The sequence below is a fragment of the Pseudomonas oryzihabitans genome, from assembly GCF_024652905.1.
Taxonomy (GTDB): Bacteria; Pseudomonadota; Gammaproteobacteria; order Pseudomonadales; family Pseudomonadaceae; genus Chryseomonas; species Chryseomonas benzopyrenica.
The window spans coordinates 3,548,550-3,574,892 of record NZ_CP102428.1; the positions used below are offsets into that span (position 1 = coordinate 3,548,550).

The following is a 26,343-nucleotide window of genomic DNA, read 5'->3' on the forward strand; positions in this document are numbered from 1 at the left end:
GAGGACGAACGAGGAAGCGGTGATCTGGTTGATCGCGCCCTGCTGTTGGAAGCGGGCGCGACTTGGGTGATTCGGGTTTGCCCTCACCCCAGCCCTCTCCCTGGGGGAGAGGGGGAAGAGCGGCTCTGCTCCCCTTCTCCCGGAAGAGGGGCCGGGGGTAAGGGCTCAGGCCTCGCCGTAGGCTTCGATCGGCGGGCAGGAGCAGACCAGGTTGCGATCGCCGTAAACGTTGTCGATGCGCGCCACCGGCGGCCAGTACTTGCCGTCCACCAGGCTCGCCAGCGGGAAGACCGCCTGCTCGCGGCTGTAGGGGTGGGTCCACTCCCCGGCCAGTTCGCGCGCGGTGTGCGGCGCATTCTTCAGCGGGTTGTCCTGGGGATCCAGGGTGCCGGCTTCGAGGGCGCGGATCTCTTCGCGGATGGCGATCATGGCGTCGCAGAAGCGATCCAGTTCCTGCTTGGACTCGCTCTCGGTGGGCTCGATCATCAGGGTGCCGGCCACCGGGAAGGACATGGTCGGGGCATGGAAGCCGAAGTCGATCAGGCGCTTGGCCACGTCGTCCACGGTCACGCCGCTGCTGTCCTTGAGCGGACGCAGGTCGAGGATGCACTCGTGGGCGACCAGGCCACCGGTGCCGCTATAGAGCACCGGATAGTGCTCTTCCAGCCGGCGGGCAATGTAGTTGGCGCTGAGGATGGCGATCTGCGAGGCGCGGGTCAGACCGGCGCTGCCCATCATCTTCAGGTACATCCAGGAGATCGGCAGGATGCTGGCGCTGCCATAGGGCGCCGCGCAGACCGCGCCTTCCTTGCGTTCCAGCCGGGCATGGCCGGGCAGGAAGGGTGCCAGATGCGCCTTGACGCCAATGGGACCGACACCCGGACCGCCGCCGCCATGGGGGATGCAGAAGGTCTTGTGCAGGTTGAGGTGGGAGACGTCGCCGCCGAACTGACCCGGGGCGCAGAGACCGACCATGGCATTCATGTTGGCGCCGTCGATATAGACCTGGCCACCATGGTCATGGACCACCTGGCAGATCTCACGGATGGCTTCCTCGAACACCCCGTGAGTGGAGGGATAGGTGATCATCAGCGCGGCCAGGCGCTCGCTGTGCTGCTCGGCCTTGGCGCGCAGGTCGTCGAGATCGACGTTGCCACGCTTGTCACAGGCCACCACCACCACGCGCATGTCGACCATGCTGGCGGTAGCGGGGTTGGTGCCGTGGGCCGACGCCGGGATCAGGCAGACGTCGCGCTCACCCTGGCCGCGGCTCGCATGATAGGCACGGATGGCCAGGAGACCCGCGTACTCACCCTGGGAACCGGCGTTGGGCTGCAGGGACACGGCGTCATAGCCGGTCGCGGCGCAGAGCATGGCCTCCAGCTCGGTGGTGAGCTGGGCATAGCCCTCGGCCTGGTCGGCCGGGGCGAAGGGGTGGATACCGCCGAATTCGGCCCAGGTAACCGGGATCATCTCGCTGGCGGCGTTGAGCTTCATGGTGCAGGAGCCCAGCGGGATCATGGTGCGATCCAGGGCCAGGTCCTTGTCCGCCAGCTTGCGCAGGTAGCGCATCAGCTCGGTTTCGGATCTGTGGCTGGCGAACACCGGATGGGTCAAGAAGGCCGACTGGCGCTGCAGCGCCGCGGGCACTTCCACGCCCTGGGCATCGCCCAGCTCGGCGACCTGGGGCGCGGCCTTGCCGTCGGCCAGGATCTCCATCAGCGCCTGGACGTCGGCCAGGGTGCTGGTCTCGTCGAGGGACACGCCCAAGGCCTCGGCGCTGACGTCGCGCAGGTTGTAGCCACGGGCACGGGCGGCCTCGTGCAGGGCGGCGGTGCGCGCACCGAACACCAGGGTCAGGGTGTCGAAAGCGGTGTGCTGGGTCTCGTGGCCCAGACGCTGCAGGCCGGCGGCCAGCAGGCTGGTCAGCCGCTGCACCCGGGTGGCGATGCGGATCAGGCCTTCGGGACCGTGGTAGACCGCATACATGCTGGCGATGTTGGCCAGCAGGACCTGGGCGGTGCAGATGTTGCTGGTGGCCTTCTCGCGGCGGATGTGCTGCTCGCGGGTCTGCAGGGCCAGGCGATAGGCCGGGTTGCCGTGGCGGTCGATGGAGACGCCGACGACGCGACCGGGCATGTCGCGCTTGTACTTGTCCTGGGTGGCGAAGTAGGCCGCGTGGGGACCGCCGAAACCGAGCGGTACGCCGAAACGCTGGGCGGTGCCGATGGCCACGTCCGCACCCAGTTCGCCAGGCGGGGTGAGCAGGGTCAGGGCCAGCAGGTCGGCGGCCATGGCCACCAGGGCACCGACGGCCTGGAAGGCCTGGATGCTCTCCCGGTAGTCACGGATCTCGCCGGTGGTCATCGGATACTGGAACAGCGCGCCGAAGAAGCGGCCGTGGTCCTCGATCTCGGTTTCCACGCCCACCACCACCTCGATGCCCAGGGGCTCGGCACGGGTGCGCAGCACATCGAGGGTCTGCGGATGGCAGTGCACGGAGGCGAAGAAGGCGCTGGCCTTGTTTTTCGCCAGGCGCTTGCAGAAGGTCATGGCCTCGGCGGCGGCGGTGCCCTCGTCCAGCAGCGAGGCGTTGGCCACCGGCATGCCGGTGAGGTCGCCGATCAGCGTCTGGAAGTTGAGCAACGCCTCTAGGCGACCCTGGGAGATCTCCGGCTGGTAGGGAGTGTAGGCGGTGTACCAGGCCGGATTTTCCAGCAGGTTGCGCAGGATCGGCGCCGGGGTGTGGGTGTTGTAGTAGCCCTGGCCGATCAGGCTCTTGAGCAGGCGATTCTTGCCGGCGATGGCGCGCAGCTCGGCCAGGGCGTCGGCTTCGGACAGCCCGGCGGGCAGGTCCAGCACGCTGGTGCCCTTGATGCTCTCGGGGATCACCTGGGCGGTCATGGCCTCCAGGGATTCGTAGCCGAGCAGGTTCAGCATGGCGATCTCGTCCAGCTCGCGCGGACCGATATGACGCGGGACGAATTCGTCGGCGGTGCTGAGGGTGTCGTGCAGCGACATGGCGGTCTTACCCCTTGATCAGTTGCTGATAGGCGGCTTCGTCGAGCAGCGCGGCGAAGGCTTCGGCATTGGCGGGCTGGAAGCGAAAGAACCAGCCGGCGTTCAGCGGATCGCTGTTGATGGTCTCGGGCGCATCGTCGAGCGCCTCGTTGACGGCCAGGACCTCGCCGTCCAGCGGCATGGTGATGTTGCTGGCGGCCTTGACCGACTCCAGCACCGCGACCTCATCGCCCTGGGCGTAGCTGCGCAGCTCCGGCAGTTGCACGAAGACCAGGTCGCCCAGCGAGTCCTGAGCATAGTCGGTGATGCCGACGGTGATGCTGCCATCGGCTTCCTGACGCAGCCATTCGTGTTCTTCGGTATAGCGCAGACCCATTGCCAGACTCCTGCGGACCTTTGTCCTGATGGATAGATGGGTCTAGCAGTGCAAGGGCGATGCCAGGAACAAAATTCAGTATTTTCAAGGGCTTATCGGGTCAGAGGATGGTGTTCTGTAACGAAATCGTTACGATTAATAGATTAGCCGCCTATAGCCGTATCGATTTTCGAACATCGTATCTAAATCATTACAGTGTTAGCTGGGCTCTTGGATCTGACAGCTAGGCTGAACGGGTTGCAGGCTGCTGTCCCTTATCCATACAGGATAGACAAGGCCTGCGTGAACGCCCTCGCCGACCCATTCCCTTCGGCAGTAGCCAGTCTTCAAAGCATGCCGTTGCCTGGTGTGCGCCGCGGCTTCCTGACCGTACTTCAACACGTCCAGACGTGCGGCGAAGCCCTAGATCAGCTCCATCAGGGTGATCGTACTGATGCCCAACTGCCCCTGGTGTCGAGTGAAGGCTCACGCTCCTGCTCGGTGGGCTGGCCACGTTCCGCCATGAAATCCGCCGTGACACCCTCCCCTCGAACCAGAAATCCCAGGATTCCCCGACCGGAGCAATGATCCTCGCGCGGCCAACGGCGACCACATCGACACGCTTTACGTCTTCGGGCAGGGAAACCGCGTTGGGCAGTCTCACCGCCTGACTGCGATTGCTCTGAAACACGGCACCTTGATCCATGCTCGGCCTCCCGGAACGTATCGGCTGTATATCCCATATTGAGAGCAAGACCAGATCTGTCAATCGGCATGCTCTCGGCAGCGGACGACGCAGCTGGCAGAGCGCTCTGCTCGCGGATGCCACCTGGCGAAGCCTGGGCAAGAACGCCGGAAGCGGGACGTCAGCGGAGCCGGAGGCCAGATTCAGACAGGAGCACCCAAGGCGAACTTCCACCCCGCTCTGTCGGACCAAGAAAGCACAACAAGACCTCTGCCAAGCGGCTTTGCCCTCCCCCACCCTTGCCTGGAGTCTTTGTCATGGCTGTGAAAACCGTTGCCGATCTGCTCGTCGCCACCCTCGAAGCGGCTGGCGTCGACACCATCTGGGGCCTGCCGGGCGATTCGCTCAACGGCCTCACCGAAAGCCTGCGCAAGCGTGAGCGCATCCGCTGGCGCGGGGTGCGGCACGAAGAAGCCGCGGCCTTCGCCGCCAGTGCCGCGGCCGACACCAGCGGGCGTCTGGCGGTGTGCGCCGGCTCCTGCGGTCCGGGCAACCTGCACCTGATCAATGGCCTGTTCGACGCCCAGCGCAGCGGTGCGCCGGTGCTGGCCATCGCCGCTCAGATTCCCTCCAGCGAGATCGGCCTGGGCTATTTCCAGGAGACCCATCCGGAGCGGCTGTTCCGTGACTGCAGCGACTTCTGCGAGGTGGTCTCCCATCCCGAGCAACTGCCGCGCATCCTCGAGACCGCCATGCGTTCGGCCATCCTCAATCGCTCGGTGTCGGTGGTGGTGATTCCCGGCGACGTGGCCCTGGCCGAGGCGCCAGTCAAGGAAGCCCAGTGGAGCGAGCCGGTGCGTCCGGTAGTGGTGCCGCCGGACGCCGAACTGGACGCCCTGGCCGAATTGCTGGCCGGGGAAAAGCGCATCACCCTGCTCTGCGGCGCCGGTTGTGCCGGTGCCCATGCCCAGGTGGTGGCCCTGGCCGAGCGCCTGCAGGCGCCGGTGGTCCATGCGCTGCGCGGCAAGGCCCATATCGAATATTCCAATCCCTATGGCGTGGGCATGACCGGCCTGATCGGCTTTTCGTCCGGCTATCATGCGCTCAAGGAGTGCGACCTGCTGCTGATGCTGGGCAGCAACTTCCCCTATCGCAACTTCTTCCCGGATCACGGCCGCGTGGTGCAGATCGACGTGCGCGGCGCCCACCTGGGCGTGCGCACCCCGCTGCTCAAGGGGCTGGTGGGCGATGTCCGCGCCACCCTCGACGCCCTGCTGCCGCGACTCCAGCCCAACAGCCACAGCCGCTTCCTGGAAAAGGCCCAGCAGCACTACCGCAAGACCCGCGCCGAGCTGGACGAACTGGCCACCGCCACCGCCGATGGCGAGCCGTTGCATCCGCAGTACCTCACCACCCGGGTCAGTGAACTGGCCGCGGCGGACGCCCTCTTCACCTGCGACGTCGGCACCCCCACGGTGTGGGCGGCGCGCTACCTGGCGATGAATTTCGAACGCAAGCTGGCCGGCTCCTTCAGCCACGGCTCCATGGCCAACGCCCTGCCCCAGGCCATGGGCCTGCAGGCGGCCTATCCCGATCGCCAGGTGGTGGCGCTGGCCGGCGATGGCGGGCTGTCCATGCTGCTCGGCGAACTGGCGACCCTCGCCAGCGAACAGCTGCCGGTCAAGGTCATCGTCTACGACAACGCCACCCTGGGCTTCGTCGCCATGGAGATGAAGGCCGCCGGCATGATCGACGAGACCACCGATCTGGGTGAGGTCGATTTCGCCCGGGTCGCCGAGGCCTGCGGCGTGCGCGGCTGGAAGGTGGAATCGGCCAGTCTGCTCGACGCCACCCTGGAGGAGGCCTTCGCCCACCCCGGTCCGGCGCTGGTGGACGTGCGCATCGCCAAGCAGGAACTGTCGCTGCCACCGAAGATCGAGGCCGCCCAGGCCAAGGGCTTCAGCCTCTACATGCTGCGCGCGGTAATGAGTGGTCGCGGTAGCGAGGTGGTGGATCTGGCCAAGACCAACGTGCTGCGCTGATCCGGACGCCCGCGGCGTTCAACGCCGCGGGATGCCGTAGCGCCGCAGGCGCATGGCGATGGCCGAGTGGGAGGTCTGCAGGCGTGCGGCCAGCTGGCGGCTGGACGGATACTGTGGATAGAGCCGTTCCAGCAGCGCCGCCTCGTAGCCCTGGATGGCGGCTTCCAGGGTGCTGACCTCGGTCTCGACCTGACCGGCCACTGCGGTACCGGCCAGGTCCAGGTCGTCGACGTCGATCTGGCCGCTCTCGCTGATGGCAGCCGCCCGAAAGAGGATGTTCTGCAATTGCCGGACGTTGCCCGGCCAGGCATTGCCCAGCAGCACGCCGTAGGTGGCCGGCGCCAGGCGGCACGGCGGTCGACCGATCTGGGCGCAGGCCTGCTGCAGGAAGTGCCGCGCCAGCAGCAGGATGTCCTGGCCGCGCTCGCGCAAGGCCGGCACCTGCAGGCTGAGCACATTGAGGCGGTAGAAGAGGTCTTCGCGAAAGGTGCCGGTCGCGACCATGGCCTGCAGGTCGCGATGGGTGGCGGCGAGAATGCGCACATTGACCTTGGTTTCCTGGGCCCCGCCAACGCGGCGAAAGCTGCCGTCCGAGAGAAATCTCAGCAACTTGGCCTGCAGATAGGGCGACATCTCGCCGACCTCGTCGAGAAACACCGTGCCCTGGTCGGCCAGCTCCAGCAGGCCCGGCTTGCCGCCGCGCTGGGCGCCGGTGAAGGCCCCTGGGGCATAGCCGAACAGTTCGCTCTCGGCCAGGCTCTCCGGCAGAGCAGCGCAATTCAGCGCCAGAAAGGGCGCCTCGCGCCGCGCACTGGCCGCATGGCAGGCGCGCGCCACCAGTTCCTTGCCGGTGCCGGTCTCGCCCAGGATCAGCAGTGGCGCCTCCAGGGCGGCCAGGCGCTGGGCCCGGGCCTTGAGGGTACGGATGGCGGCGCAATCGCCAAGCAGCGAATCGAAGCCCTCGGGGGTGTCGTGGCGCAGCGCCGAGAGGCGGCCACCGATGCGACTGGGGGCATAGAGGGTCAGCAGCCCACCGGCCAGTCCGCCCACGGGTTCGCCAATGGGGGTGGCGTCCAGCAACAGCGCTTGGCCGCGCAGCACCACCTCGCGCAGGGGCAGGCGAAAGCCCTGATCCAGCAATTCGGCGGGCAATTCGCTGTCGTTGAAGAGTTCGGCCAGGGTATTGCCGGCGCCCTGACCGGCCAAGGCGGCAAAGGCCGGATTGGCCAGCAGGATGCGCCCTTCGCCGTCCACCGCCAGCACCGGATCGGCCATGGCGGCGAGCAGGGCGTCGAGCTGGAGTGAGCGCCGCTGGCCCGGCAGGATGTCCACCACCCGCACCGCCTCGACCCCCACCACAGTGAGCAGGGCGGCGCGCAATTCCTCCAGCACCGCCGCGCTCAGGGTCGGCGCATCGATGTAGACGTTGGGCGGCACCATCTCCACAGCGTCCAGGTTGAGATTGCGCGCCCCGAGCAACGCCAGGACTTCCTGGGTGATGCCGACACGATCGATGAACGACACATGGATACGCATGGAAACCCTGGGGTCTGAAAGCGAAAGGGCTAATGCTACCCAAATGCTCGGGGTAGAATCACTTCTCATTTACCCAGGCGGGACCGCCATGACCAACAAAGACCCTCTTCTGCTCGATCAGCAGCTGTGCTTCGCGCTGTACTCCACCTCGCTGGCCATGACCAAGGTGTACAAGCCGCTGCTCGAGGAGGTGGGCCTGACCTACCCGCAGTACCTGATGATGCTGGTGCTCTGGGAAAACGACCGCCTGCCGCTCAAGGAGCTGGCACGGCGGCTGCACCAGGATTCCGGCGCCCTGACCCCGGTGCTCAAGCGCCTGGAAGCCGAGGGCTACGTGACCCGACAGCGCAATGCCGAGGACGAGCGCAACCTGTCCATCGAGCTCACCGAGGCTGGCCGGGCCCTGCGCGAGCGGGCCCAGGAGATCAACGGCACCATCAGCGGCTATTGCGCACTGGGCGATGCGCAGATGAATGCCTTGCGGGAAAACCTGATGACCCTGCGTGCCAAGCTGGAGCGTTGATCCCGTCCCACCACCGCTGGTCGCCTGCTCCCAAAAATATATTTGCGCGATAACAAGTATCGCGATAACTTAAATCCGTACCTGGGCAATCCTTGCGATCCAAGCCCGATCAAACAGTTATCGCGATACCCAAAAAGGAGCACGCCATGAACATCCTCTACACCGCTTCCGCAACCAGCACTGGTGGCCGCGACGGCCGTTCCATCAGCAGCGACAAGGCCCTGGACGTGCAGCTGTCCACGCCCAAGGAGCTGGGCGGTGCCGGCGGTGCCGGGACCAACCCCGAGCAACTCTTCGCCGCCGGTTACTCGGCTTGCTTCATCGGCGCGCTCAAGTTCGTCGGTGCCAAGGAAAAGATCGCCGTGCCGGCGGACGTCAGCGTGACCGCCCAGGTCGGCATCGGCCCCATCCCCACCGGCTTCGCCCTGGACGTCGAGCTCGTCATCAGCCTGCCGGGCCTGGAGCGCGCCGTGGCCGAAGACCTGGTCGAGAAGGCCCACCAGGTCTGCCCCTACTCCAACGCCACCCGCGGCAACGTCGACGTGCGCCTGACCCTGGCCTAAGGGTCGCGGCACCCCCCAGGCGCCTCCGCCGAGGCGCCCGGTCCTTTCCGTTCGAGGAGTCTTCTGTCATGCGTACCCTGTCTCGCCTGCTTGGTCTTTCCGCGCTCAGCCTGGCCCTGGGCAGCGCCTTCGCCGCGCCCCAGCCCGATCCGCATCTGGAGCGCACCACCCAGGGCTTCGTCGACGCCCTGAACGGGAGCGGTGGCAAACCCCTGGAAACCCTGAGCCCCAAGGACGCCCGCGCGGTGCTGGCCGGCGCCCAGTCCGGCGTCAAGGTCGATCTCTCGGGCGTCAAGACCAGCGAAAAGACCATCCAGGTCGACGGCAAGCCGCTGCAGCTGACCATTGTCCGCCCGGCCAATGCCAAGGGGCAGACGCCGGCCTTCATGTTCTTCCACGGCGGCGGCTGGGTGCTGGGCGACTTCCCCACCCACCAGCGCCTGGTGCGTGACCTGGTGGTGGCGTCCGGCGCCACGGCGGTATTCGTCAACTACACCCCGAGTCCGGAAGCCCACTTCCCGGTGGCCATCAACCAGGCCTATGCCGCGACCCAGTGGGTGGCCGAGCACGGCAAGGACATCGATGTCGACGGCAGTCGCCTGGCGGTGGCCGGCAACAGCGTCGGCGGCAACATGGCCGCGGTGGTCAGCCTGATGGCCAAGGACAAGGGCACGCCCAAGCTGCGCTACCAGGTGCTGTTCTGGCCGGTGACCGATGCCAGCTTCGACAACGGCTCCTACCAGGCCTATGCCGAGGGCCGCTTCCTGACCCGCAACATGATGAAGTGGTTCTGGGACAATTACACCACCAGCGAGACCGAGCGCGCCAACGTCTACGCCTCGCCGTTGCGGGCCAGCGAGGCCCAGCTCAAGGGTCTGCCGCCGGCGCTGGTGCAGACCGCCGAGAACGACGTGCTGCGAGACGAGGGCGAGGCCTATGCCCGCAAGCTCAACGCCGCCGGCGTCGATGTCGTCCAGGTGCGCTACAACGGCATGATTCACGACTATGGCCTGCTCAACGCCCTGGCCAAGGTACCCGAGGTCCAGGCTGCGCTGACCCAGGCCGGCCAGTTGCTCAAGCAGCACCTGCAGTAAGGCGGGCCGCGGTACCCGAGGGGGTGGTTCCGTTCGCGGCGCCACCCCCTTTGCGTTTCAGGGTTGCTCGCCCAGGGCCGCGAAGCGTTCCGCCAGCCAGCCATGCAGCTGCCGCACCGCCGGCGAGAATTGCCGCCGGTGCGGGCAGAACAACTGCAGCGGCAACGGCTCGCCGGGCTGCTCGGGCAACAGCCGCACCAGCCGACCGCTGTGCAGGTCGTCGCGCATGTCCAGCCAGGACTTGTAGACGATGCCCTCCCCGGCCACCGCCCAGCGCCGCACCACCTCGGCATCGTCGCTTTGCAGGGGTCCGCTGACGGCCACCTGGCGCAGGCTGCCGTCGGCCTGTGGAAAGCTCCACTTGTCATAGGTGCGCCCATGTAGCTGGTAGAGCAGGCAGGCGTGCCCGGACAGGTCGTCCAGGTTGCGCGGCGCGCCCTGGCGGGCCAGGTAGGTCGGCGCCGCCGCCAGCAGCCGGCGGTTGTCCGGGGCCAGCGGCAGGGCTACCAGGCTGTCGTCCTGGCTGCGGCCGTAGCGGATGGCGATGTCCACCGGATCGCGATAGACGTCGGCCTGCTGGTCCGAGACGTAGAGCCTGAGGGTCAGGCCGGGATGGCGCTGACGAAACTCGGCCAGCCAGGGCAGCAGGAGGTTGCGCCCCAGGTCCGAAGGCGCCGCCACCTGCAGCACCCCGCGCAATTCCGGACTCTCCCCCTGCAGCCGCTCGCGCCCCTCGCGCAAGGTCTCCAGCACCTCGCGGGCATAGGGCAGATAGGCCTCGCCCTCGGCGGTCAGGCGCAGGCTGCGGGTCGAGCGGGCGAACAGGCGGATGCCCAGTTCGCGCTCCAGCCGGCCGATGGCGGCGCTCACCTGCCCCGGCAGGAGGTCTGCCTCGCGGGCGGCGCGGGAAAAGCTGCCGAGGGCGGCGGAGCGGACAAAGAGGCCGAGGTCGTCGAAGCGGATCATTTTCACTCCTGCAGTGAAGGTGCTATCCGATTCTGCCGCTTTTTCCGGTCGAGCATGAAGACGACCATGGGCCCACGTCTTCTTATCGTACAAAGGAACCCGCCCATGAAAGCCATCGTCCACGGTGACACCACCCTGCCCGCCAGCGATCCCCGTGCCCTGCAGGACGCAGTGCTGCCCGACCCCACGCCCGAGGCCCATGACCTCCTGGTGGAAGTCCGCGCCGTGTCGGTCAATCCGGTCGACACCAAGGTGCGCCAGGGCCTGGTGCAGCGCGAGTCCAAGGTACTGGGCTGGGACGTCTCCGGCGTGGTGCGGCAGGTGGGCAGCGCCGTCAGCCGCTTCGCCGTAGGTGACGAGGTCTATTACGCCGGCGAGCTGTTCCGCCCCGGCTGCAACAGCGAACTGCACCTGGTCGACGAACACCTGGCCGGGCACAAGCCCAAGCGCCTGGATCACGCCCAGGCCGCGGCCCTGCCGCTGACCGCCATCACCGCCTGGGAATTGCTGTTCGACCGTCTCGGCGCGACCGAAGGCGGCGGCGCCGGCCAGCAGTTGCTGGTGATGGGCGCGGCAGGTGGCGTCGGCTCCGTGCTGGTGCAGCTGGCCCGCCAGCTCACCGAGCTGACGGTGATCGGTACCGCTTCGCGCCAGGAAACCCAGGACTGGGTGCGCCAGCTGGGTGCCCACCACGTCATCGACCACCACCAGCCGCTGCGTCCCCAGCTCGAAGCCCTGGGTCTGGATGGCGTGACCCTGGTGGCCAGCCTCACCCATACCGATGAGCACTTCACCCAGCTGGTGGATGTCCTGCGGCCCCAGGGTCGCCTGGGCGTGATCGACGATCCGGCGCAACTCGACGTGGTGCCGATGAAGGCCAAGTCACTGTCGCTGCACTGGGAACTGATGTTCACCCGCTCGCTGTTCCAGACCCCGGACAAGGTGCGCCAGCACGAGATCCTCGAGCGCGTCGCCGGCCTGATCGACCAGGGCACCCTCAAGACCACCCTGGGCGAACACCTGGGCCGGATCGATGCCGCCAACCTGCGCCGCGCCCATGCCCAGCTGGAAAGCCACCAGGCCCGCGGCAAGCTCGTGCTGGAGGGCTTCTGATGCCCCGCCTCAATGCCCTGACCCTCGCCGTCGCCCTGGCCGTGGGTAGCCTGACCGCCCAGGCCGCGCCGCTGCCCCAGGAGCGCACCCTCGGTCAGCTGGAGCCAGTATTCGCCTTCCAGGACGCCATGCCCACCGGGGTCACCGTCAGCGAGACCGGGCGGATCTTCGTCAACTATCCCCGCTGGGGCGACGTGGTGCCCTTCACCGTCGCCGAACTCAAGGACGGCAAGGCGGTGCCCTATCCGGACGCCGCGTTGAACGTGGAAACGCCCGGCCAGTCGGGCAAGGGTTTCATCAGCGTGCAGAGCGTGGTGGCCGATGGGCGCGGGCACCTCTGGGTGCTGGATACCGCCGCTCCTGGCTTCGCTGCGCCCAAGCCCGGCGGCGTCAAGCTGGTGGCCATCGACCTCAAGACCAACAAGGTCGCCAGGACGCTGGTCTTCCCCGCAGCGGTGCTCGAACCCAACAGCTACGTCAACGACGTGCGCTTCGACTTTCGCGTCGGTCGCGCCGGGGTGGCCTATGTCACCGACTCGGCGCCTCCCGGTGGCCTGATCATCCTCGACCTCGCCACCGGCCAGGCCCAGCGCCGCCTGAACGGCGCGCCCCAGGCCAACGTCGACCCCAGCTTCGTCCCGGTGGTGGAAGGCGAGCCCTTGCTTATGCAGCGTCCCGACGGCAGCAAGGTCCGCCCGGCCATCGCCAGCGACGGCATCGCCCTGTCGCCGGACGGCGGCACCCTCTACTTCAGCCCGCTGTCCAGCCGCCACCTCTATGCCGTGCCCACCGCGCTGCTACGTGATCCCAGCGCGAGCGAGGCCCAGGTGCGCGCTGGGGTGCAGGATCTCGGCGAGAAAGGCGCTTCCGACGGCCTCGAAGCGGATGCCGAGGGCCGCGTCTATGCCGGCGACTACGAGCACAACGCCGTGCGCCAGCGCCAGGCCGATGGCAGCTGGAAGACCCTGGTCCACGATCCGCGCGTGCTCTGGCCCGACACCTTCAGCATCGGTCCGGACGGCTATCTCTATTTCACCGCCAATCAGCTCCATCGCCAGGCCCAGTTCCACGGTGGCCAGGACCTGCGCCAGAAGCCCTACAGCCTGTTCCGCGTCAAGATCGACGCCCAGCCGGCCCCTACCCACTGATCCGATCAGGAGTTATCCATGCAGCTGTCCCAGATCGCCCGCACCCGCTACACCACCAAGGCCTTCGACGGCTCCCGCAGCATCCCGGCCGAACAGGTCGAGGAATTGCTGGAGCTGCTGCGCCAGGCGCCCTCCTCGGTCAACTCCCAGCCGTGGCACTTCGTGGTCGCCGCCAGCGCCGAGGCCAAGGCGCGCATCGCCCGGGGCATGCAGAGCCCCTACAACGAACCCAAGGTGCTGCCGGCCTCCCACGTCATCGTGCTCTGCACCCGCCTGGAAATGACCGAGGGCCATCTGGCCCAGGTGCTGGAGCAGGAAGCCCAGGACGGCCGCTTCGCCAAGCCCGAGGCGCGCGCCACCCAGGACGGTACCCGCCGTCACTTCGTCGACCTGCATCGGTATGAGCGCAAGGACGTGCAGCACTGGATGGAGAAGCAGACCTACCTGGCGCTGGGCACCCTGCTGCTGGGCGCCGCCGCCCTGGGCATCGATGCCACGCCCATGGAAGGCTTCGACGCCAACAGCCTGGACCAGGAACTGGGCCTGCGCGAACAGGGCTACACCGCCCTGGTGGTGGTCGGCCTGGGCTATCGCGGCGAAAGCGACTTCAACGCCGCCCTGCCCAAGTCCCGCCTGACTCGCGAACGGGTCTTCACCTTCCTGTAGAACGCCCACGTGGATAACGCTACGCACGCGTAGGTTGGGCTGAGCGCAGCGAAGCCCAACAAAGGCAGCAGCGTTGCCCTTCCTCGACAGGAAAAAGCCGACCGCTAGCAAGGGTCGGCTTTTTCGTTTGGGCCTGTTGGGCTTCGACGGTGAAGCCGTCTCAACCCAACCTACGGCTCATCGACGTGGATAACGCTGCGCACACGTAGGTTGGGCTGAGCGCAGCGAAGCCCAACAAAGGCGGCAGCGTTGCCCTTCCTTGGACAAGAAAAAGCCGACCGCTAGTATGGGTCGGCTTTTTCGTTTGGGCCTGTTGGGCTTCAACGATGAAGCCGTCTCAACCCAACCTACGGCTCATCGACGTGGATAACGCTGCGCACACGTAGGTTGGGCTGAGCGCAGCGAAGCCCAACAGACCCAATCCCCGATCAACCGCCCTTCAGATCCGCCAGGATCGAGAAGGCGCGCAACCGGTCCGCCTGCTCGTAGACGTCGCAGGTAAAGATCAGCTCGTCGGCGTCGGTCTTTTCCAGCAACAGCTCCAGACGCTCCCGGACCTTGTCCGGTCCACCGATCACCGCCATGCCGAGAAAGCTCGACACCGATTCCTTCTCATGGGGCAACCACACCCCTTCCATGCTGCGCACCGGCGGCTGCAGGCGCAGGCTGTCGCCGCGGAACAGCGCCAGGATGCGCTGGTAGACGGTAGTGGCCAGGTAATTGGCCTCGTCGTCGCTGTCGGCCGCCACCAGGGGTACCCCGAGCATCACATAGGGACGATCGAGCACCGCGGACGGCTTGAAGTTCTCGCGATAGAGCCGGATCGCCTCGTGCACATAACGCGGCGCGAAGTGCGAGGCGAAGGCATAGGGCAGCCCCTTGGCCGCCGCCAGCTGGGCACTGAACAAGCTCGAACCCAGCAGCCAGATCGGCACCTCGGTGCCCACGCCCGGCATGGCGATCACGCCCTGCCCCGGCTGCTGCGGTCCGAAATAGTGCTGCAGCTCTTCCACATCCCGCGGGAAGTCGTCGGAACTGCCCAGGCGGTCGCGCCGCAGGGCATAGGCGGTGCGCTGATCCGAGCCCGGCGCGCGGCCCAGGCCGAGTTCAATGCGGCCCGGATACAGCGAGGCCAGGGTGCCGAACTGCTCGGCCACCACCAGAGGCGCGTGGTTGGGCAGCATGATGCCGCCCGAGCCCAGCCGCAGGGTGCTGGTGCCGGCGGCCAGATAGCCCAGCAACACGCTGGTCGCGGAACTGGCGATACCGTCCATGTTGTGGTGCTCCGCTACCCAGTAGCGGGAAAAGTCGAGCTGCTCGACATGGCGCGCCAGGGTCAGGGCATTGTGCAGCGCCTGGGTCGCATCGCCGTCGTCACGGATGGGGACCAGGTCGAGGACCGACAGGGCGGTCTTAGAGAGACGGGTCATCAGGATTCTCCTCGGCGGCCTGATCGTAGGCCGCCCTGTGGCGCTGAATTAAAGGCTGCTTCGCGGAGGCCCAGGCGGCCAGGGCACCCACCGGTACCATCAGGCTCTGGCCCAATTCGGTGAGGGCGTATTCCACCTGGGGCGGCTTGGTCGGGGTCACCGTGCGGGACACCAGGCCATCGCGCTCCAGTTGACGCAGGGTCACGCTGAGCATGCGCTGGGAAATGCCGTCGACCCGCCGGCGCAATTCGTTGAAGCGCAGCGGACCGGGTTCCAGGGTGAAGAGCGTGAGCAAGGACCAGGCATCGCCGATGCGGTCCAGCACATCCCGAATGGGACAGGCATGGGCATGCAGGCGGCGACGGCTGGAGATACGACTGACCACGGCGTCCATGGCGATCCTCGAAGCAGAACTGGTTCCCAGCCTACGCCTTTCGGGCAGTTATTAAAAGTAACCACCTGTCAGGACTGGTATTGCCGCCTTGGCCAGGGCACAATCCAAAAGGTGGTGACATCTTTTATTGATTGAACGTTCAATAAAAAATAGTTACCCTCCGAGGCTCCTTCCGCTCTGTTCAGGAGATGCCTCGTGCCCAAGGTCGGGATGCAGCCCATCCGTCGTTCGCAGCTCATTGCCGCGACCCTCGAAGCCGTCGACGAAGTCGGCATGGGCGACGCCAGTATCGCCTTCATCGCCCGCAAGGCCGGCGTCTCCAACGGCATCATCAGCCACTACTTCCAGGACAAGAACGGCCTGCTCGAAGCCACCATGCGGCATCTGATGAATGCCCTGCGCCAGGCCGTGCGCGAACGCCGCGCCGCCCTGCCCGGTGACGACCCGGCCGCCAACCTGCGCGCCATCATCCAGGGCAACTTCGACGATACCCAGGTCAGTGGCCCGGCCATGAAGACCTGGCTGGCCTTCTGGGCCACCAGCATGCACCAGCCCAATCTGCGCCGCCTGCAACGCATCAACGACCTGCGCCTCTATTCCAACCTCTGCTGGCAATTCCGGCGCCTCCTGCCCCATGAGCAGGCCCGCGCCTCGGCGCGCGGCCTGGCTGCCATCATCGATGGCCTCTGGCTGCGCGGCGCCCTCTCCGGCGATACCTTCAACACCCAGCAGGCCCTGCAGATCGCCTACGACTACCTGGACCTGCAACTGGCCAAGGCCTCAGATTAGTATTTCTACCAGCAATAAATTCCAAGTAGATAACCAGCGAATATCATCATGCACTTTTATTGCCGCCGAAAATGAATTTCACTCAGCCAGCCTCTGCCAAAAACCTGCCACAAAAATCCGAAACCCCTAGTTTAGAGTGGCTGAACGGACTACGAGGCATAGCAGCATTCCAAGTAATCCTACTGCATTTTTTCGCTTATTTTTATCCTGCTTTCGCGGGGACTGGCACAAACGGCAGATATGCAGAAGCGGGCATTTCCTTCTACCAATCTCCTTTCTTTTTTTTGTTGGACGGCTATACGGCCGTGCATCTATTTTTCATTATGAGCGGTTTCGTTCTAGCAATGGCGTTTGAAAATGACCGGAGAAGTTTTTCAGGAAAAATTGTAAAACGTAGCATTAGACTTGCCCTGCCAGCTGCCATGGCAACCCTTCTTTCTTATGGTCTTTTTGCCATGGCACCCACCCTTTCCCAACTAACCTATCAAATTACCCAGTCCGACTGGCAGAACAGCATATTCCACCTACAACTTAATTCTATAAGGATTACTAAAGAGATATTAGTCAGCAACATCTTTCTTGGCTATCAGGGCACATCCATACTAAAAACGACGCCAATCGCAGGTCTCCTTCAACCCTTAGCTACCTCAGGCAATGCTCCAACCTGGACATTGCATATCGAATTCTGGGGATCCATGCTGCTTCTGGCACTCTCAGCCGCAAAAAATTCGCTCCCCAAAAAATATTATATTTTTATTATACTCATATTCGTCCTGACTATCGGGACGAGTTTCTACATTCTATTTATGGCTGGCTTTTTGTCCTCTCGATTTCGCAATCAGCTTAGCGAGAAAAAGTATTTCGGCACCACCCTCATAGCTATCGGCATACTTTTTCCTTACTTTATACCGAAAGAATTTCTGGAATTTCTCTTTGAAATTTCTAGTAAAACGCCATTTTTGCATAGCGAAAATCCGACCGAGCTAGTTAGGACACTATCAGCATCTATTATTTTTTGGGGCATCCTGCAATCAGGCCAAGCAAAAAGAGCCTTGGAATTTAAGAGCTTTCGATGGCTTGGAAAAATCTCATTCAGCCTCTATCTCGTACACTTCCCGCTCTTGTTCACACTGGGCGCGTTTGTGATGCTCTCAAGCATCCCATTTATGGGATATGTTCCAAGTAGTATCGTCACATTTTTTACATTCGTCATTGTTAGTCTTCTCGTCGCGAGCGCGTTTGAACGCTGGATAGACCGACCAGCCATCTTGCTGTCCCGACGGGCCAAGAGGAATACGCTTTAACAGATGATCAATAGCTTCCTTGGCATCTTCTTTTAATAGATGAGACGCTTCCGCATCGCCCCAGCTCCTGCTGATTCATGGCCTGGGTCAGCAGGAGCTAGGGGCGGCATACCTTAGCGATATCCAGCCTTACCTCTAACGCCTTCATCCTCCCTCAACCCCTCTACGCCGCCTATCGGCCCGTCTCGGCACGCCTATGAATTTTTCATTGATTGAACGTTCAATAAAAATTAAGTAGACTGGATTCATCGCTGGAGCAAAGAGCCCTTCTTTCGCTCCCCCTGTGTTCCTTGCGGGTGCCACGGCGCCCGCCCAGCCTGGGAGAACGTCCATGGCCCGTTTCGCCGAACAGCAGCTCTACATTGGTGGCCGTTATGTTGCCGCCACCGGTGGCGCCACCTTCGAAACCCTGAATCCCGCCACCGGCGAGGTGCTTGCCGTGGTGCAGAGCGCCAGCCGCGCCGACGTGGACAAGGCGGTGGCCGCTGCCGCCGCCGGCCAGAAGGTCTGGGCCGCGATGACCGCCATGCAGCGCTCGCGCATCCTGCGCAAGGCCGTGGACATCCTCCGCGAGCGCAACGATGAGCTGGCGCTGCTGGAAACCCTCGACACCGGCAAGGCCCTGTCCGAGACCCAGGCCGTGGACATCGTCACCGGCGCCGACGTGCTCGAGTACTACGCCGGCCTTGTTCCGGCCCTGGAAGGCGAGCAGATCCCGCTGCGCGAGACTTCCTTCGTCTATACCCGCCGCGAGCCACTGGGCGTGGTCGCCGGCATCGGCGCCTGGAACTACCCGATCCAGATCGCCCTGTGGAAATCCGCCCCGGCCCTGGCCGCCGGCAATGCCATGATCTTCAAGCCCAGCGAAGTCACCCCGCTGACCGCGCTGAAGCTGGCCGAGATCTACACCGAGGCCGGCCTGCCCGATGGCGTGTTCAACGTGGTCAATGGCGTCGGCCCGGAAGTCGGCGTGGCCCTGACCGAGCATCCCGGCATCGAGAAGATCTCCTTTACCGGCGGCGTCGCCACCGGCAAGAAGGTCATGGCCAGCGCCGCCGGCTCGACCCTCAAGGAAGTCACCATGGAGCTGGGCGGCAAGTCGCCGCTGATTATCTGTGACGACGCCGATCTGGAGCGCGCCGCCGACATCGCCGTGATGGCCAACTTCTTCAGCTCCGGCCAGGTCTGCACCAACGGCACCCGTGTCTTCGTGCCCCAGGCGCTCAAGGCCGACTTCGAAGCCAAGGTGGTGGAGCGGGTCAAGCGCATCAAGCTGGGCGATCCCCTGGCCGCCGAGACCAACTTCGGGCCGCTGGTCAGCACCCCGCACATGGAAAAGGTGCTGGGCTACATCGCCCAGGGCCAGGCCGAAGGCGCCCGCCTGCTCACCGGTGGCGAACGCGTCACCCAGGGCGAACTGGCCAAGGGCAACTTCGTCGCCCCCACCGTCTTCACCGATTGCCGTGACGACATGGCCATCGCCCGCGAAGAGATCTTCGGCCCGGTCATGAGCATCCTGGCCTATGCCGACGAGGACGAGGTGGTGCGCCGCGCCAACGACACCGAGTACGGCCTGGCGGCCGGCGTGGTCACCCGTGACCTGGCCCGTGCCCACCGCATGATCCATCGCCTGGAAGCCGGCATCTGCTGGATCAACACCTGGGGCGAATCCCCCGCCGAGATGCCGGTGGGTGGCTACAAGCACTCCGGCGTCGGTCGCGAAAACGGCCTCACCACCCTCGGCCACTACACCCGCATCAAGTCGGTGCAGGTCGAGCTGGGCGACTACGCCTCGATCTTCTAAGCCGCTCAGGCAGCGCTTTTCTCCCCTCTCCGCTGGAGAGGGTCCGGGGCTGGGGCCAGACCCCACCCGCCGTCAGGAGGAGACTTTTTCATGGCACACGAATTCGATTACATCGTCATCGGCGCCGGCTCGGCCGGCAACGTCCTGGCCACCCGGCTGACCGAGGACAAGGACGTCAGCGTCTTGCTGCTGGAAGCCGGCGGCCCCGACTACCGCCTGGACTTCCGTACCCAGATGCCGGCCGCCCTCGCCTATCCGCTGCAGGGCAAGCAGTACAACTGGGCCTACCAGACCGAGCCCGAGCCGCACATGGACAACCGCCGTATGGAATGCGGTCGGGGCAAGGGCCTGGGCGGCTCCTCGCTGATCAACGGCATGTGCTACATCCGCGGCAACGCCCTGGACTATGACAACTGGGCGCAACTCGATGGCCTGGACGACTGGACCTACCTCGATTGCCTGCCCTACTTCCGCAAGGCCGAGAAGCGCGACGCCGGGGCCAACGACTGGCACGGCGGCGACGGCCCGGTCTCGGTGACCACCGCCAAGCCGAATACCAATTCCTTGTTCGAAGCCATGGTCGAAGCCGGTGTCCAGGCGGGCTATCCGCGCACCGAAGACCTCAACGGCTATCAGCAGGAAGGCTTCGGCCCGATGGACCGCTTCGTCACCCCGAACGGCCGTCGCTCCAGCACCGCGCGCGGCTATCTGGACCAAGCCAAGGGTCGCCCGAACCTGACCATCGTCACCCACGCCACCACCGATCGCATCCTCTTCGAAGGCAAGCGCGCCAATGGCGTGGCCTACATGAAGGGCGATTCGCTGGAAGCCATCACCGTGCGCGCCCGTCGTGAAGTCCTGCTCTGCGCCGGCGCCATCGCCTCGCCGCAGATCCTGCAACGCTCCGGCGTCGGCCCTGCGCCGCTGCTGCGTCGCTTCGACATCCCGGTCGTCCATGACCTGCCCGGCGTCGGCCAGAATCTGCAGGACCACCTGGAGATGTACCTGCAGTACGAGTGCAAGCAGCCGGTCTCGCTGTACCCGGCGCTGAAGTGGTACAACCAGCCGCAGATCGGCCTGGAATGGATGCTCAAGGGCACCGGCCTCGGCGCCAGCAACCACTTCGAGGCGGGCGGTTTCATCCGCTCCAGCGAGGAATTCGACTGGCCCAACATCCAGTACCACTTCCTGCCGATCGCCATCAATTACAACGGCACCAACGCCATCGAAGCCCATGGCTTCCAGGCCCACGTCGGCTCCATGCGCTCGCCCAGCCGCGGCCGCATCGAGCTGACCTCGCGCGATCCGCGCCAGCACCCCAGCATCCTGTTCAACTACATGAGCACCGAACAGGACTGGCGTGAATTCCGCGACGGCATCCGCCTGACCCGCGAGATCATGCAGCAGCCGGCGCTTGATCCCTATCGTGGCGAAGAGATCAACCCGGGCCGCGATTGCGTGACCGATGCCCAGCTGGACGCCTTCGTGCGCTCCCACGCCGAGACCGCCTATCACCCGTCCTGCTCCAACAAGATGGGTACCGACGACATGGCGGTGGTCGACGGCACCGGTCGCGTGCACGGCCTGGAAGGCCTGCGCGTGGTGGACGCCTCCATCATGCCGATCATCGCGACGGGCAACCTCAACGCCCCGACCATCATGATCGCCGAGAAGATCGCCGACAAAATCCGTGGTCGCGCCCCGCTGCCGCGCAGCAATGCCGCCTACTACGTCGCCAACGGCGCCCCGGTACGGGGTACTCCCATGCGTGACGTCAACGGCCAGCGCGCCGCCGAGCCCGTCCCGCAGCGTCGTGACCAACCGGCCGCCTGATCCCAGGCAGCGGAACGCAAGAAGGGCGCCCTCGGGCGCCCTTCTTGTATATGCCTTTCCAGGTGACGACGGGCAGTCCGCTCTTCCCCCTCTCCCTCGGGGAGAGGGCCAGGGTGAGGGCAGCCTGCCTAGCCGCTCATTTCACAGACAATCCTTCACCGCCGTCAGAATGGTCCGCGGCCGCAGCGGATTGTTGGCCATCTGCTCACGCAGCTGGATGCGCGTGCCTCGCGACGCCGAACCGATGTCGATGATCGCCGCGGTCGCCCCAGGCACCTTGCTGTCCACCAGCAGGCGCTGCCCACTGCTGCCCTGCGGCTGGACCAGCACGTGCCGACCATCCTTCTCCAGGCCGGCCACCAGACAGGTGCGATAGTCCTCAGCACTCTTGCCCGTGCGCAGCTCCATGGGCGGATTGCGTTCAAGATTCGCCTGGCTGGTGCAACCGGCCAGGGCAGCGGCCAGGACGGCCAGGGTTTTGGTTCTCATCAGCGGCTCCTCGCAAGCTCTTTGCGCCATTTTAGCCGCAGCTGGCTTACGCCAGCCTTAACCGTCGCACATCCTTGGTTTACAAGGGCTTTTCCATGGCTATAATGGCCTCCCCCTTGCCGGTATAGCTCAGCTGGTAGAGCAACTGACTTGTAATCAGTAGGTCCCGGGTTCGACTCCTGGTGCCGGCACCATCTCTTTTGTAATCCTGTCTGCCGGACGGTTTTGTCTAGCGGATGGAACGCACGCCTGCGACATGCAGCGGCAAGACTCGGGTCTGTATGATGACCTACAAGTCACCTACTGCCGCGGCCCGCCATGTTCCTCGTCAATGATCGCTCCACGTCTCCCCACCGTGAAATCGCGTTCATCCAGAGTATTTTTCCTGATGGTACTGTAGCCCGGGGCTCAGGAACGGTCGTTGGCAACAACGACGTGCTGACAGCGCTCCATGTGATCTACGACGATCGATATGGCGGAAAAGCAGTCAGTGTCACGGTTACACCGGGCGCATACATCAATTCCACCTCTTTTTCCGCGCCTCTAGGTACCTACGCGGCCCATAGCTGGTCCGGCTATTCCAGTAATTGGGACAAGAATGGCGATCATGTCCCGAGTTATGAAGAGGTTGGGCATGATCTGGCGCTGATCAGTCTCGACACGAATATCGGGGCGACTACCGGCATCCTGGGCATTTCCACTACCGGCTCGGATCTGACTGGCACCGTACTAGGGTATCCCGTGCGCGGTACCGGACTGATGCAAGACACCGCTACGGCATCCTATGTAGCTGACTATCCGCTTTACTTCGTAGGTACTGGCCTGGGCTCAGGCGCTTCAGGCGGACCGCTGCTGGATGGCTCTGGTGCGACTGCAAGCATCCGTGGCGTCCTGTCCGCCGGGGACAACGCCAATACCTTCTCTCTCTATGCTGCCCTGACCGGCGCTAACGCAGCCTGGGTAGCCAAAGCGAGCAGTGCCAACGATGGCCTGCTGGATGCCAGCAGCGCCTATCGACCAAGCGGTCTTGGCGTCGCCAGTGGCAGTGATGCCAACGATATTCTTGTCCAGGCTCGACTGTCGTACGACACAACAGGTGCAGCCCAGGTCTACGGCTATCGAGGAACGGACGCGCTCATTATGCGCGGCTCTTCCTGGTCTTATCAGCTGACGACGGCTACCGATGATCCGAGCCTATTGCAGGTAAAGGACAACGTTAATGGGCAGACGCTGAACCTGCACGACGTCAACGCGCTCGACTTTTCTGACAAGACTGTTTTTGTCATGACGGAAAACCAAGCTCAGCTGGCAAGGCTTTATACGGTATTTGATCGTGTGCCTGATCTTGCCGGGCTAGCCTATTGGACCGACCTGCAGGCCCATGGCATGAGCTTTACCGATATCAGTCGGAGCTTTGCCAACTCTGCTGAATTCATCGCTCACTATGGCACCAGTACCAATAGCCAGTTTGCCTCCTTGCTATACGAGCGTGTGCTTGATCGTGCAGGTGATGGCGATGGACTGAATTACTGGACTACCTTGATGGATCAAGGCATGAATCGCCTGGACGTCATGACTCATTTCACCAACTCACCTGAAAGTCAGCAGCTCACAGAAGGCTCGGCGGGCCACATCAAGATCGTTGATCACGTTGCCTGGACGAACGCGGATGTGGTCATCCAAAAAGGTGTCGCTTTCGGCAGCAGCTACGGAGACAGCCTCCTACAGAGCGAGATGGTTGCCGACTCTGGTCATATAATGCGGGTGTTTGGTGGCCAAGGAAACGATGTCCTTTCTCTGCAGGGAACCGTAGCGGATTTTGGACGTACCGCCACAGCACCTAGTACGTTGGTACTGACGGCCAACAACGGCAGTGTTGCGCTGGAAGTTCACGATGTGAACGTGCTGCGCTTTCAGGACCGAGATATCTTCGTCCTGGATCAGCAAGAGGCGCAGATCGCGCGCCTCTATACTGCCTTCGATCGGGTGCCGGAGTATCAGGGCATCGAGTATTGGATGCACCAGCACGCCCTTGGTCGCAGCTTTGACGACATCGCCAGCAATTTCACTGCTTCGCCCGAGTTTGCCACCTGGTATGGCAGCCAAGATAATGTTGGCTTCACCAACACCCTCTATCGCACCGTTCTAGGCCGCGAAGGCGAAGCCAGCGGCTTGAGCTACTGGGCTACGCAACTCGAGCACGGCATGAGCCGCGCCAACGTGATGCTGCATTTCACCGAGTCACCGGAAAACCAGCAACTCACCGAAGGCGCTACCGGTTTCATACAGCTGGTGGGACAAACAGATTGGGCCTAGGGTCTCGAAAAGTTAAGGCCACAAAACCACAGAACTATTAAGTTCCTCATTCTAGCCAGCCGTCAAACGCGGCTCGCAGAGCCGCGTTTGAGAATATTAATACAAAGCAATAGTTTTTAGGCCTATTGCCAGCATTCGATCATCGCTACCAAGCCCTAAGTCACGCGGTATGATCGCACTCTTCAGATCAAAGCGGACAGTAAGTGTCCCCTTTTCAGCGATGCTATCTCTAACCGCAGCAGGTAGCTCGATCTCCAAGAGATTGTCAGAGGCCTTACTCAGCTGAAAGACTCCCACCGGGATACCATTGAAAGAAACACCAATGCGTTGCACGGGCGTTGCCGAGGTCAGGAACGCATTCATCATGAAAGCGACACCTCGCAGCTCGTTGGTGGCCGGAAAGGTCAGAGCCGATGCATGATCATTGGACCAAACGCCCCAGTCCTCCAACGTAGACCAGCCACGCTCAAGGTAAGAGGCGCTAGCCTGCCCCTTAGCGAAGCTCAAGGTAGTGCCAGCCTCTTCCTTAAATCGGCGAGCGTCAGTCACTGGGATCTCGAAGCCTTGAACGGCGAGACACTCCTGACAAGCATTCCATCCCGGCGCCACCACATTAAAGCCATCCACAGCCGTGAGCAGATCCTCTGGTTTGAGGTTTTGCTTGACCATTTCGAGTTGGGAACTGTCGACGATGTAAAGGGTATCGCCGTCGTAAGCTCCCCTCGCAATACGTTCGTTAGCTTGCTGAACAGCCTGGGCCAGAGCTTTCTGGTCCATGCGAGCCAGATAAACCATATCGGTTGCCTGTCCATGGGACGCCGCGTATTTAGAGAACGTCGACCAGTCCCGCCCTTGATTAGTAGGAAGGGTGGATCGAACCTTCTTATAGCGGTGCGCTGCCATTTCCCAGAAGGGTGCTCTTAGCGGCGTCGTTACGGTCAGCGCAGCATCCGAGCGTACCCGGGCCTGGAAACCCTCGCGGAAATTACCGGTATCAACGATTTGAACCAAGGCAGCCAACGCCAGGAAACCCAAGGCGATACGAATTCTGGTCGTTTTTAGGAATACGTAGAGGATGGCCAATACCACTACGTAGTAAACCGGCCAGAACAGCCGGCCCGATGCACGAAAAACGTTCGCAAGACGCTCGAGCTTTCCGTTCAGGGGCAGCGTCCATTCGAAGGCACCGAATCCTATACGATGGGTAATAGCGAACAATGTCAGCGCCAAGAGCATCACGAAGAGGCAAGGATAGCGCTTGATCAGGGAAGTTAGTTTGACGTGGGAACTGCAGTAGCCGGGAAGAGCAAAGAGCAAGATCAACAGAGTGCCGAGGCCAAGATAATTGAAGCCCTCGTAATCGCCGCTACCCTCCGGGATATCTCGCAATACATAGGACCAGCGAGCCATGGGTCCTGGATCCCAAGAGTTCACCGGATCAAAGAGACTAAGCAGGTTGAAACGGTACACGCCGTAGCCCGAGGCGGAGGCGCCGCCATTGCTCACGGCAAAGTAACCCGCCTGCCAGGCGCAAAAGATAACGACCGCTGCCACAGCGCCCAGCTCGACGGCTGCACCAAGGGCCTGGCGCTCTTTCTTGTAAAACTTCCACGCCAGATCGCCCAGCCACAGTGCAGCGAGCATTGGAAGGAAGTACGCATGCGTCAGGGTGGCGATGGCGAATAGGGCAACCCAGGCAATAGATTGCCGGCGCGGCATAGGTCGTAACGCCAGATATAATCCCGCCAGAACGATGAAGTGCCCGACCAGATTGAAATGAGCCTGCGCACGCCACATAAAGGGCGGAGCAAACAAAAAGAATAGACTACCTAAAACCAATACGCGTCGATCGTTTGAAATAAGGCCCAATAGCTTTAGTGAAAAAAAAGCTTGAAGAATGAAACAACAGAGCAGCCATATCCCTACGTACTGGAAGGTACCTGGCAAGATAGGTGACAGTACCTTGAACACCATGGCGAACAGCGGATTGGAATCGGTATAGACGATGGAGTTACTAAGTTCGAGGCCATAGTTTGGGTTGAGTCCCAACGGCATTGTCCAGGCAGAATTCCTGTAAAACGCCCAACCTAGGTAATTCTGTAACGGATCACCGCCGTTTAACCAGCTGGCATTTAGGGGATTGAGCACGCTAGGCCCCAGTATCCAGAAGAAAGCCAAGTTTCCTAGGATCAAGGCCCAGAGCAGATCACTACGCAACATCGGGTGCGATTTGTGAGTGAGAATGTTCAAATCTAAATCCCTACAATGACGG

20 protein-coding genes, 1 tRNA gene and 2 pseudogenes are annotated in these 26,343 nt (G+C 63.4%); 13 read left to right on the forward strand and 10 right to left on the reverse strand.

Features of this window, described 5'->3' with window-relative positions; translation table 11 throughout:
- Window positions 1-165: 165 nt before the first annotated feature.
- From gcvP to vapB, 4 genes and pseudogenes are all read right to left on the reverse strand, one after another.
- The gene (gene gcvP, locus NRG74_RS16470) at window positions 166-3,021 is read right to left on the reverse strand and encodes an aminomethyl-transferring glycine dehydrogenase (RefSeq protein WP_257704815.1); all 2,856 of its coding nucleotides are present in this window, start codon (window positions 3,019-3,021) and stop codon (window positions 166-168) included.
- Window positions 3,022-3,028: 7 nt separating this feature from the next.
- Window positions 3,029-3,397, reverse strand: a complete 369-nt coding sequence (gene gcvH, locus NRG74_RS16475; RefSeq protein ID WP_173149869.1) for a glycine cleavage system protein GcvH — start codon at window positions 3,395-3,397, stop codon at window positions 3,029-3,031.
- Between the two features lie 330 nt (window positions 3,398-3,727).
- Window positions 3,728-3,862 (reverse strand): annotated as a pseudogene (locus tag NRG74_RS24680) (VapC toxin family PIN domain ribonuclease); the annotation flags it as partial.
- Window positions 3,814-4,082: pseudogene (gene vapB / locus NRG74_RS16480) on the reverse strand (type II toxin-antitoxin system VapB family antitoxin). The pseudogenes vapB and NRG74_RS24680, both read right to left, overlap by 49 nt.
- A gap of 296 nt (window positions 4,083-4,378) precedes the next feature.
- On the opposite strand from vapB, the gene poxB reads away from it, so the two are divergent.
- Complete coding sequence (gene poxB / locus NRG74_RS16485) at window positions 4,379-6,103, forward strand: ubiquinone-dependent pyruvate dehydrogenase (protein WP_257704816.1); 1,725 nt, start codon at window positions 4,379-4,381, stop codon at window positions 6,101-6,103.
- An 18-nt stretch (window positions 6,104-6,121) separates the two neighbouring features.
- Here poxB and NRG74_RS16490 read toward each other — a convergent pair whose 3' ends face one another.
- Entirely contained in the window at window positions 6,122-7,639 is a 1,518-nt protein-coding gene (locus NRG74_RS16490) for a sigma-54-dependent transcriptional regulator (RefSeq protein ID WP_257704817.1), read from the reverse strand.
- Between the two features lie 88 nt (window positions 7,640-7,727).
- Between NRG74_RS16490 and NRG74_RS16495 the strand changes: the two genes are divergently transcribed.
- The 3 genes from NRG74_RS16495 (at window position 7,728) to NRG74_RS16505 (ending at window position 9,819) form a co-directional block, all read left to right on the forward strand.
- Window positions 7,728-8,162, forward strand: a complete 435-nt coding sequence (locus NRG74_RS16495) for a MarR family winged helix-turn-helix transcriptional regulator (protein ID WP_257704818.1) — start codon at window positions 7,728-7,730, stop codon at window positions 8,160-8,162.
- A gap of 146 nt (window positions 8,163-8,308) precedes the next feature.
- Window positions 8,309-8,725, forward strand: coding sequence for an organic hydroperoxide resistance protein (locus NRG74_RS16500; protein WP_064309165.1), 417 nt, complete (start codon window positions 8,309-8,311; stop codon window positions 8,723-8,725).
- 68 nt (window positions 8,726-8,793) lie between these two features.
- Window positions 8,794-9,819, forward strand: a complete 1,026-nt coding sequence (locus NRG74_RS16505; RefSeq protein WP_257704819.1) for an alpha/beta hydrolase — start codon at window positions 8,794-8,796, stop codon at window positions 9,817-9,819.
- 57 nt (window positions 9,820-9,876) lie between these two features.
- Here the strand turns inward: NRG74_RS16505 and NRG74_RS16510 are convergent, their stop codons facing one another.
- Window positions 9,877-10,785 (reverse strand): LysR family transcriptional regulator, encoded by a 909-nt coding sequence (locus NRG74_RS16510; protein WP_257704820.1) that lies wholly within the window; start codon window positions 10,783-10,785, stop codon window positions 9,877-9,879.
- 105 nt (window positions 10,786-10,890) lie between these two features.
- Between NRG74_RS16510 and NRG74_RS16515 the strand changes: the two genes are divergently transcribed.
- The 3 genes from NRG74_RS16515 to nfsB are packed head-to-tail and all read left to right on the forward strand — an operon-like array spanning window position 10,891 to window position 13,712.
- Window positions 10,891-11,898: a zinc-binding alcohol dehydrogenase family protein gene (locus tag NRG74_RS16515; RefSeq protein ID WP_257704821.1), complete on the forward strand. Its 1,008-nt coding sequence runs from the start codon at window positions 10,891-10,893 to the stop codon at window positions 11,896-11,898.
- Window positions 11,898-13,046 carry a major royal jelly family protein gene (locus NRG74_RS16520; protein WP_257704822.1) on the forward strand — a complete coding sequence of 383 codons (1,149 nt, stop codon included), beginning with the start codon at window positions 11,898-11,900 and terminating at the stop codon, window positions 13,044-13,046. Before NRG74_RS16515 ends, NRG74_RS16520 begins: the two co-directional genes overlap by 1 nt.
- 18 nt (window positions 13,047-13,064) lie before the next feature.
- Window positions 13,065-13,712, forward strand: a complete 648-nt coding sequence (nfsB, locus tag NRG74_RS16525; protein ID WP_257704823.1) for an oxygen-insensitive NAD(P)H nitroreductase — start codon at window positions 13,065-13,067, stop codon at window positions 13,710-13,712.
- Window positions 13,713-14,140: 428 nt separating this feature from the next.
- Here the strand turns inward: nfsB and NRG74_RS16530 are convergent, their stop codons facing one another.
- Window positions 14,141-15,142 (reverse strand): LLM class flavin-dependent oxidoreductase, encoded by a 1,002-nt coding sequence (locus NRG74_RS16530; protein WP_017641696.1) that lies wholly within the window; start codon window positions 15,140-15,142, stop codon window positions 14,141-14,143.
- Window positions 15,126-15,536, reverse strand: coding sequence for a winged helix-turn-helix transcriptional regulator (locus NRG74_RS16535; protein WP_017641695.1), 411 nt, complete (start codon window positions 15,534-15,536; stop codon window positions 15,126-15,128). Before NRG74_RS16535 ends, NRG74_RS16530 begins: the two co-directional genes overlap by 17 nt.
- Before the next feature lie 195 nt (window positions 15,537-15,731).
- On the opposite strand from NRG74_RS16535, the gene betI reads away from it, so the two are divergent.
- From betI to betA, 4 genes are all read left to right on the forward strand, one after another.
- On the forward strand, window positions 15,732-16,325 hold the full coding sequence (gene betI / locus NRG74_RS16540; protein ID WP_257704824.1) for a transcriptional regulator BetI: 594 nt from the start codon (window positions 15,732-15,734) through the stop codon (window positions 16,323-16,325).
- A gap of 71 nt (window positions 16,326-16,396) precedes the next feature.
- Window positions 16,397-17,629 (forward strand): acyltransferase family protein, encoded by a 1,233-nt coding sequence (locus NRG74_RS16545; RefSeq protein WP_257704825.1) that lies wholly within the window; start codon window positions 16,397-16,399, stop codon window positions 17,627-17,629.
- 331 nt (window positions 17,630-17,960) lie between these two features.
- Window positions 17,961-19,433, forward strand: a complete 1,473-nt coding sequence (gene betB, locus NRG74_RS16550; protein WP_257704826.1) for a betaine-aldehyde dehydrogenase — start codon at window positions 17,961-17,963, stop codon at window positions 19,431-19,433.
- 90 nt (window positions 19,434-19,523) lie between these two features.
- Window positions 19,524-21,266, forward strand: coding sequence for a choline dehydrogenase (gene betA / locus NRG74_RS16555; protein WP_257704827.1), 1,743 nt, complete (start codon window positions 19,524-19,526; stop codon window positions 21,264-21,266).
- A 141-nt stretch (window positions 21,267-21,407) separates the two neighbouring features.
- On the opposite strand, the gene NRG74_RS16560 is transcribed toward betA, so the two are convergent.
- Entirely contained in the window at window positions 21,408-21,755 is a 348-nt protein-coding gene (locus NRG74_RS16560) for a hypothetical protein (RefSeq protein WP_257704828.1), read from the reverse strand.
- A 118-nt stretch (window positions 21,756-21,873) separates the two neighbouring features.
- On the opposite strand from NRG74_RS16560, the gene NRG74_RS16565 reads away from it, so the two are divergent.
- Together NRG74_RS16565 and NRG74_RS16570 are read left to right on the forward strand one after the other, a co-directional pair.
- Window positions 21,874-21,949: transfer RNA gene (locus NRG74_RS16565), tRNA-Thr, on the forward strand.
- 124 nt (window positions 21,950-22,073) lie between these two features.
- A complete protein-coding gene (locus NRG74_RS16570; RefSeq protein ID WP_257704829.1) occupies window positions 22,074-24,071 on the forward strand; it encodes a DUF4214 domain-containing protein in 1,998 nt (665 codons plus the stop codon).
- Window positions 24,072-24,167: 96 nt separating this feature from the next.
- Here the strand turns inward: NRG74_RS16570 and NRG74_RS16575 are convergent, their stop codons facing one another.
- A complete protein-coding gene (locus NRG74_RS16575) occupies window positions 24,168-26,321 on the reverse strand; it encodes a DUF6311 domain-containing protein (RefSeq protein ID WP_257704830.1) in 2,154 nt (717 codons plus the stop codon).
- Window positions 26,322-26,343: the final 22 nt, after the last annotated feature.

Coding starts and splice junctions, on each gene's coding strand:
- NRG74_RS16490 (WP_257704817.1), bottom strand. CDS start 7,639: ATGCGTATCCATGTGTCGTTCATCGATCGTGTCGGCATCACCCAGGAA.
- NRG74_RS16515 (WP_257704821.1), top strand. CDS start 10,891: ATGAAAGCCATCGTCCACGGTGACACCACCCTGCCCGCCAGCGATCCC.
- poxB (WP_257704816.1), top strand. CDS start 4,379: ATGGCTGTGAAAACCGTTGCCGATCTGCTCGTCGCCACCCTCGAAGCG.
- gcvP (WP_257704815.1), bottom strand. CDS start 3,021: ATGTCGCTGCACGACACCCTCAGCACCGCCGACGAATTCGTCCCGCGT.
- NRG74_RS16495 (WP_257704818.1), top strand. CDS start 7,728: ATGACCAACAAAGACCCTCTTCTGCTCGATCAGCAGCTGTGCTTCGCG.
- betB (WP_257704826.1), top strand. CDS start 17,961: ATGGCCCGTTTCGCCGAACAGCAGCTCTACATTGGTGGCCGTTATGTT.
- NRG74_RS16545 (WP_257704825.1), top strand. CDS start 16,397: ATGAATTTCACTCAGCCAGCCTCTGCCAAAAACCTGCCACAAAAATCC.
- nfsB (WP_257704823.1), top strand. CDS start 13,065: ATGCAGCTGTCCCAGATCGCCCGCACCCGCTACACCACCAAGGCCTTC.
- NRG74_RS16500 (WP_064309165.1), top strand. CDS start 8,309: ATGAACATCCTCTACACCGCTTCCGCAACCAGCACTGGTGGCCGCGAC.
- gcvH (WP_173149869.1), bottom strand. CDS start 3,397: ATGGGTCTGCGCTATACCGAAGAACACGAATGGCTGCGTCAGGAAGCC.
- NRG74_RS16510 (WP_257704820.1), bottom strand. CDS start 10,785: ATGATCCGCTTCGACGACCTCGGCCTCTTTGTCCGCTCCGCCGCCCTC.
- NRG74_RS16520 (WP_257704822.1), top strand. CDS start 11,898: ATGCCCCGCCTCAATGCCCTGACCCTCGCCGTCGCCCTGGCCGTGGGT.
- NRG74_RS16570 (WP_257704829.1), top strand. CDS start 22,074: ATGTTCCTCGTCAATGATCGCTCCACGTCTCCCCACCGTGAAATCGCG.
- NRG74_RS16560 (WP_257704828.1), bottom strand. CDS start 21,755: ATGAGAACCAAAACCCTGGCCGTCCTGGCCGCTGCCCTGGCCGGTTGC.
- betA (WP_257704827.1), top strand. CDS start 19,524: ATGGCACACGAATTCGATTACATCGTCATCGGCGCCGGCTCGGCCGGC.
- NRG74_RS16535 (WP_017641695.1), bottom strand. CDS start 15,536: ATGGACGCCGTGGTCAGTCGTATCTCCAGCCGTCGCCGCCTGCATGCC.
- NRG74_RS16530 (WP_017641696.1), bottom strand. CDS start 15,142: ATGACCCGTCTCTCTAAGACCGCCCTGTCGGTCCTCGACCTGGTCCCC.
- NRG74_RS16505 (WP_257704819.1), top strand. CDS start 8,794: ATGCGTACCCTGTCTCGCCTGCTTGGTCTTTCCGCGCTCAGCCTGGCC.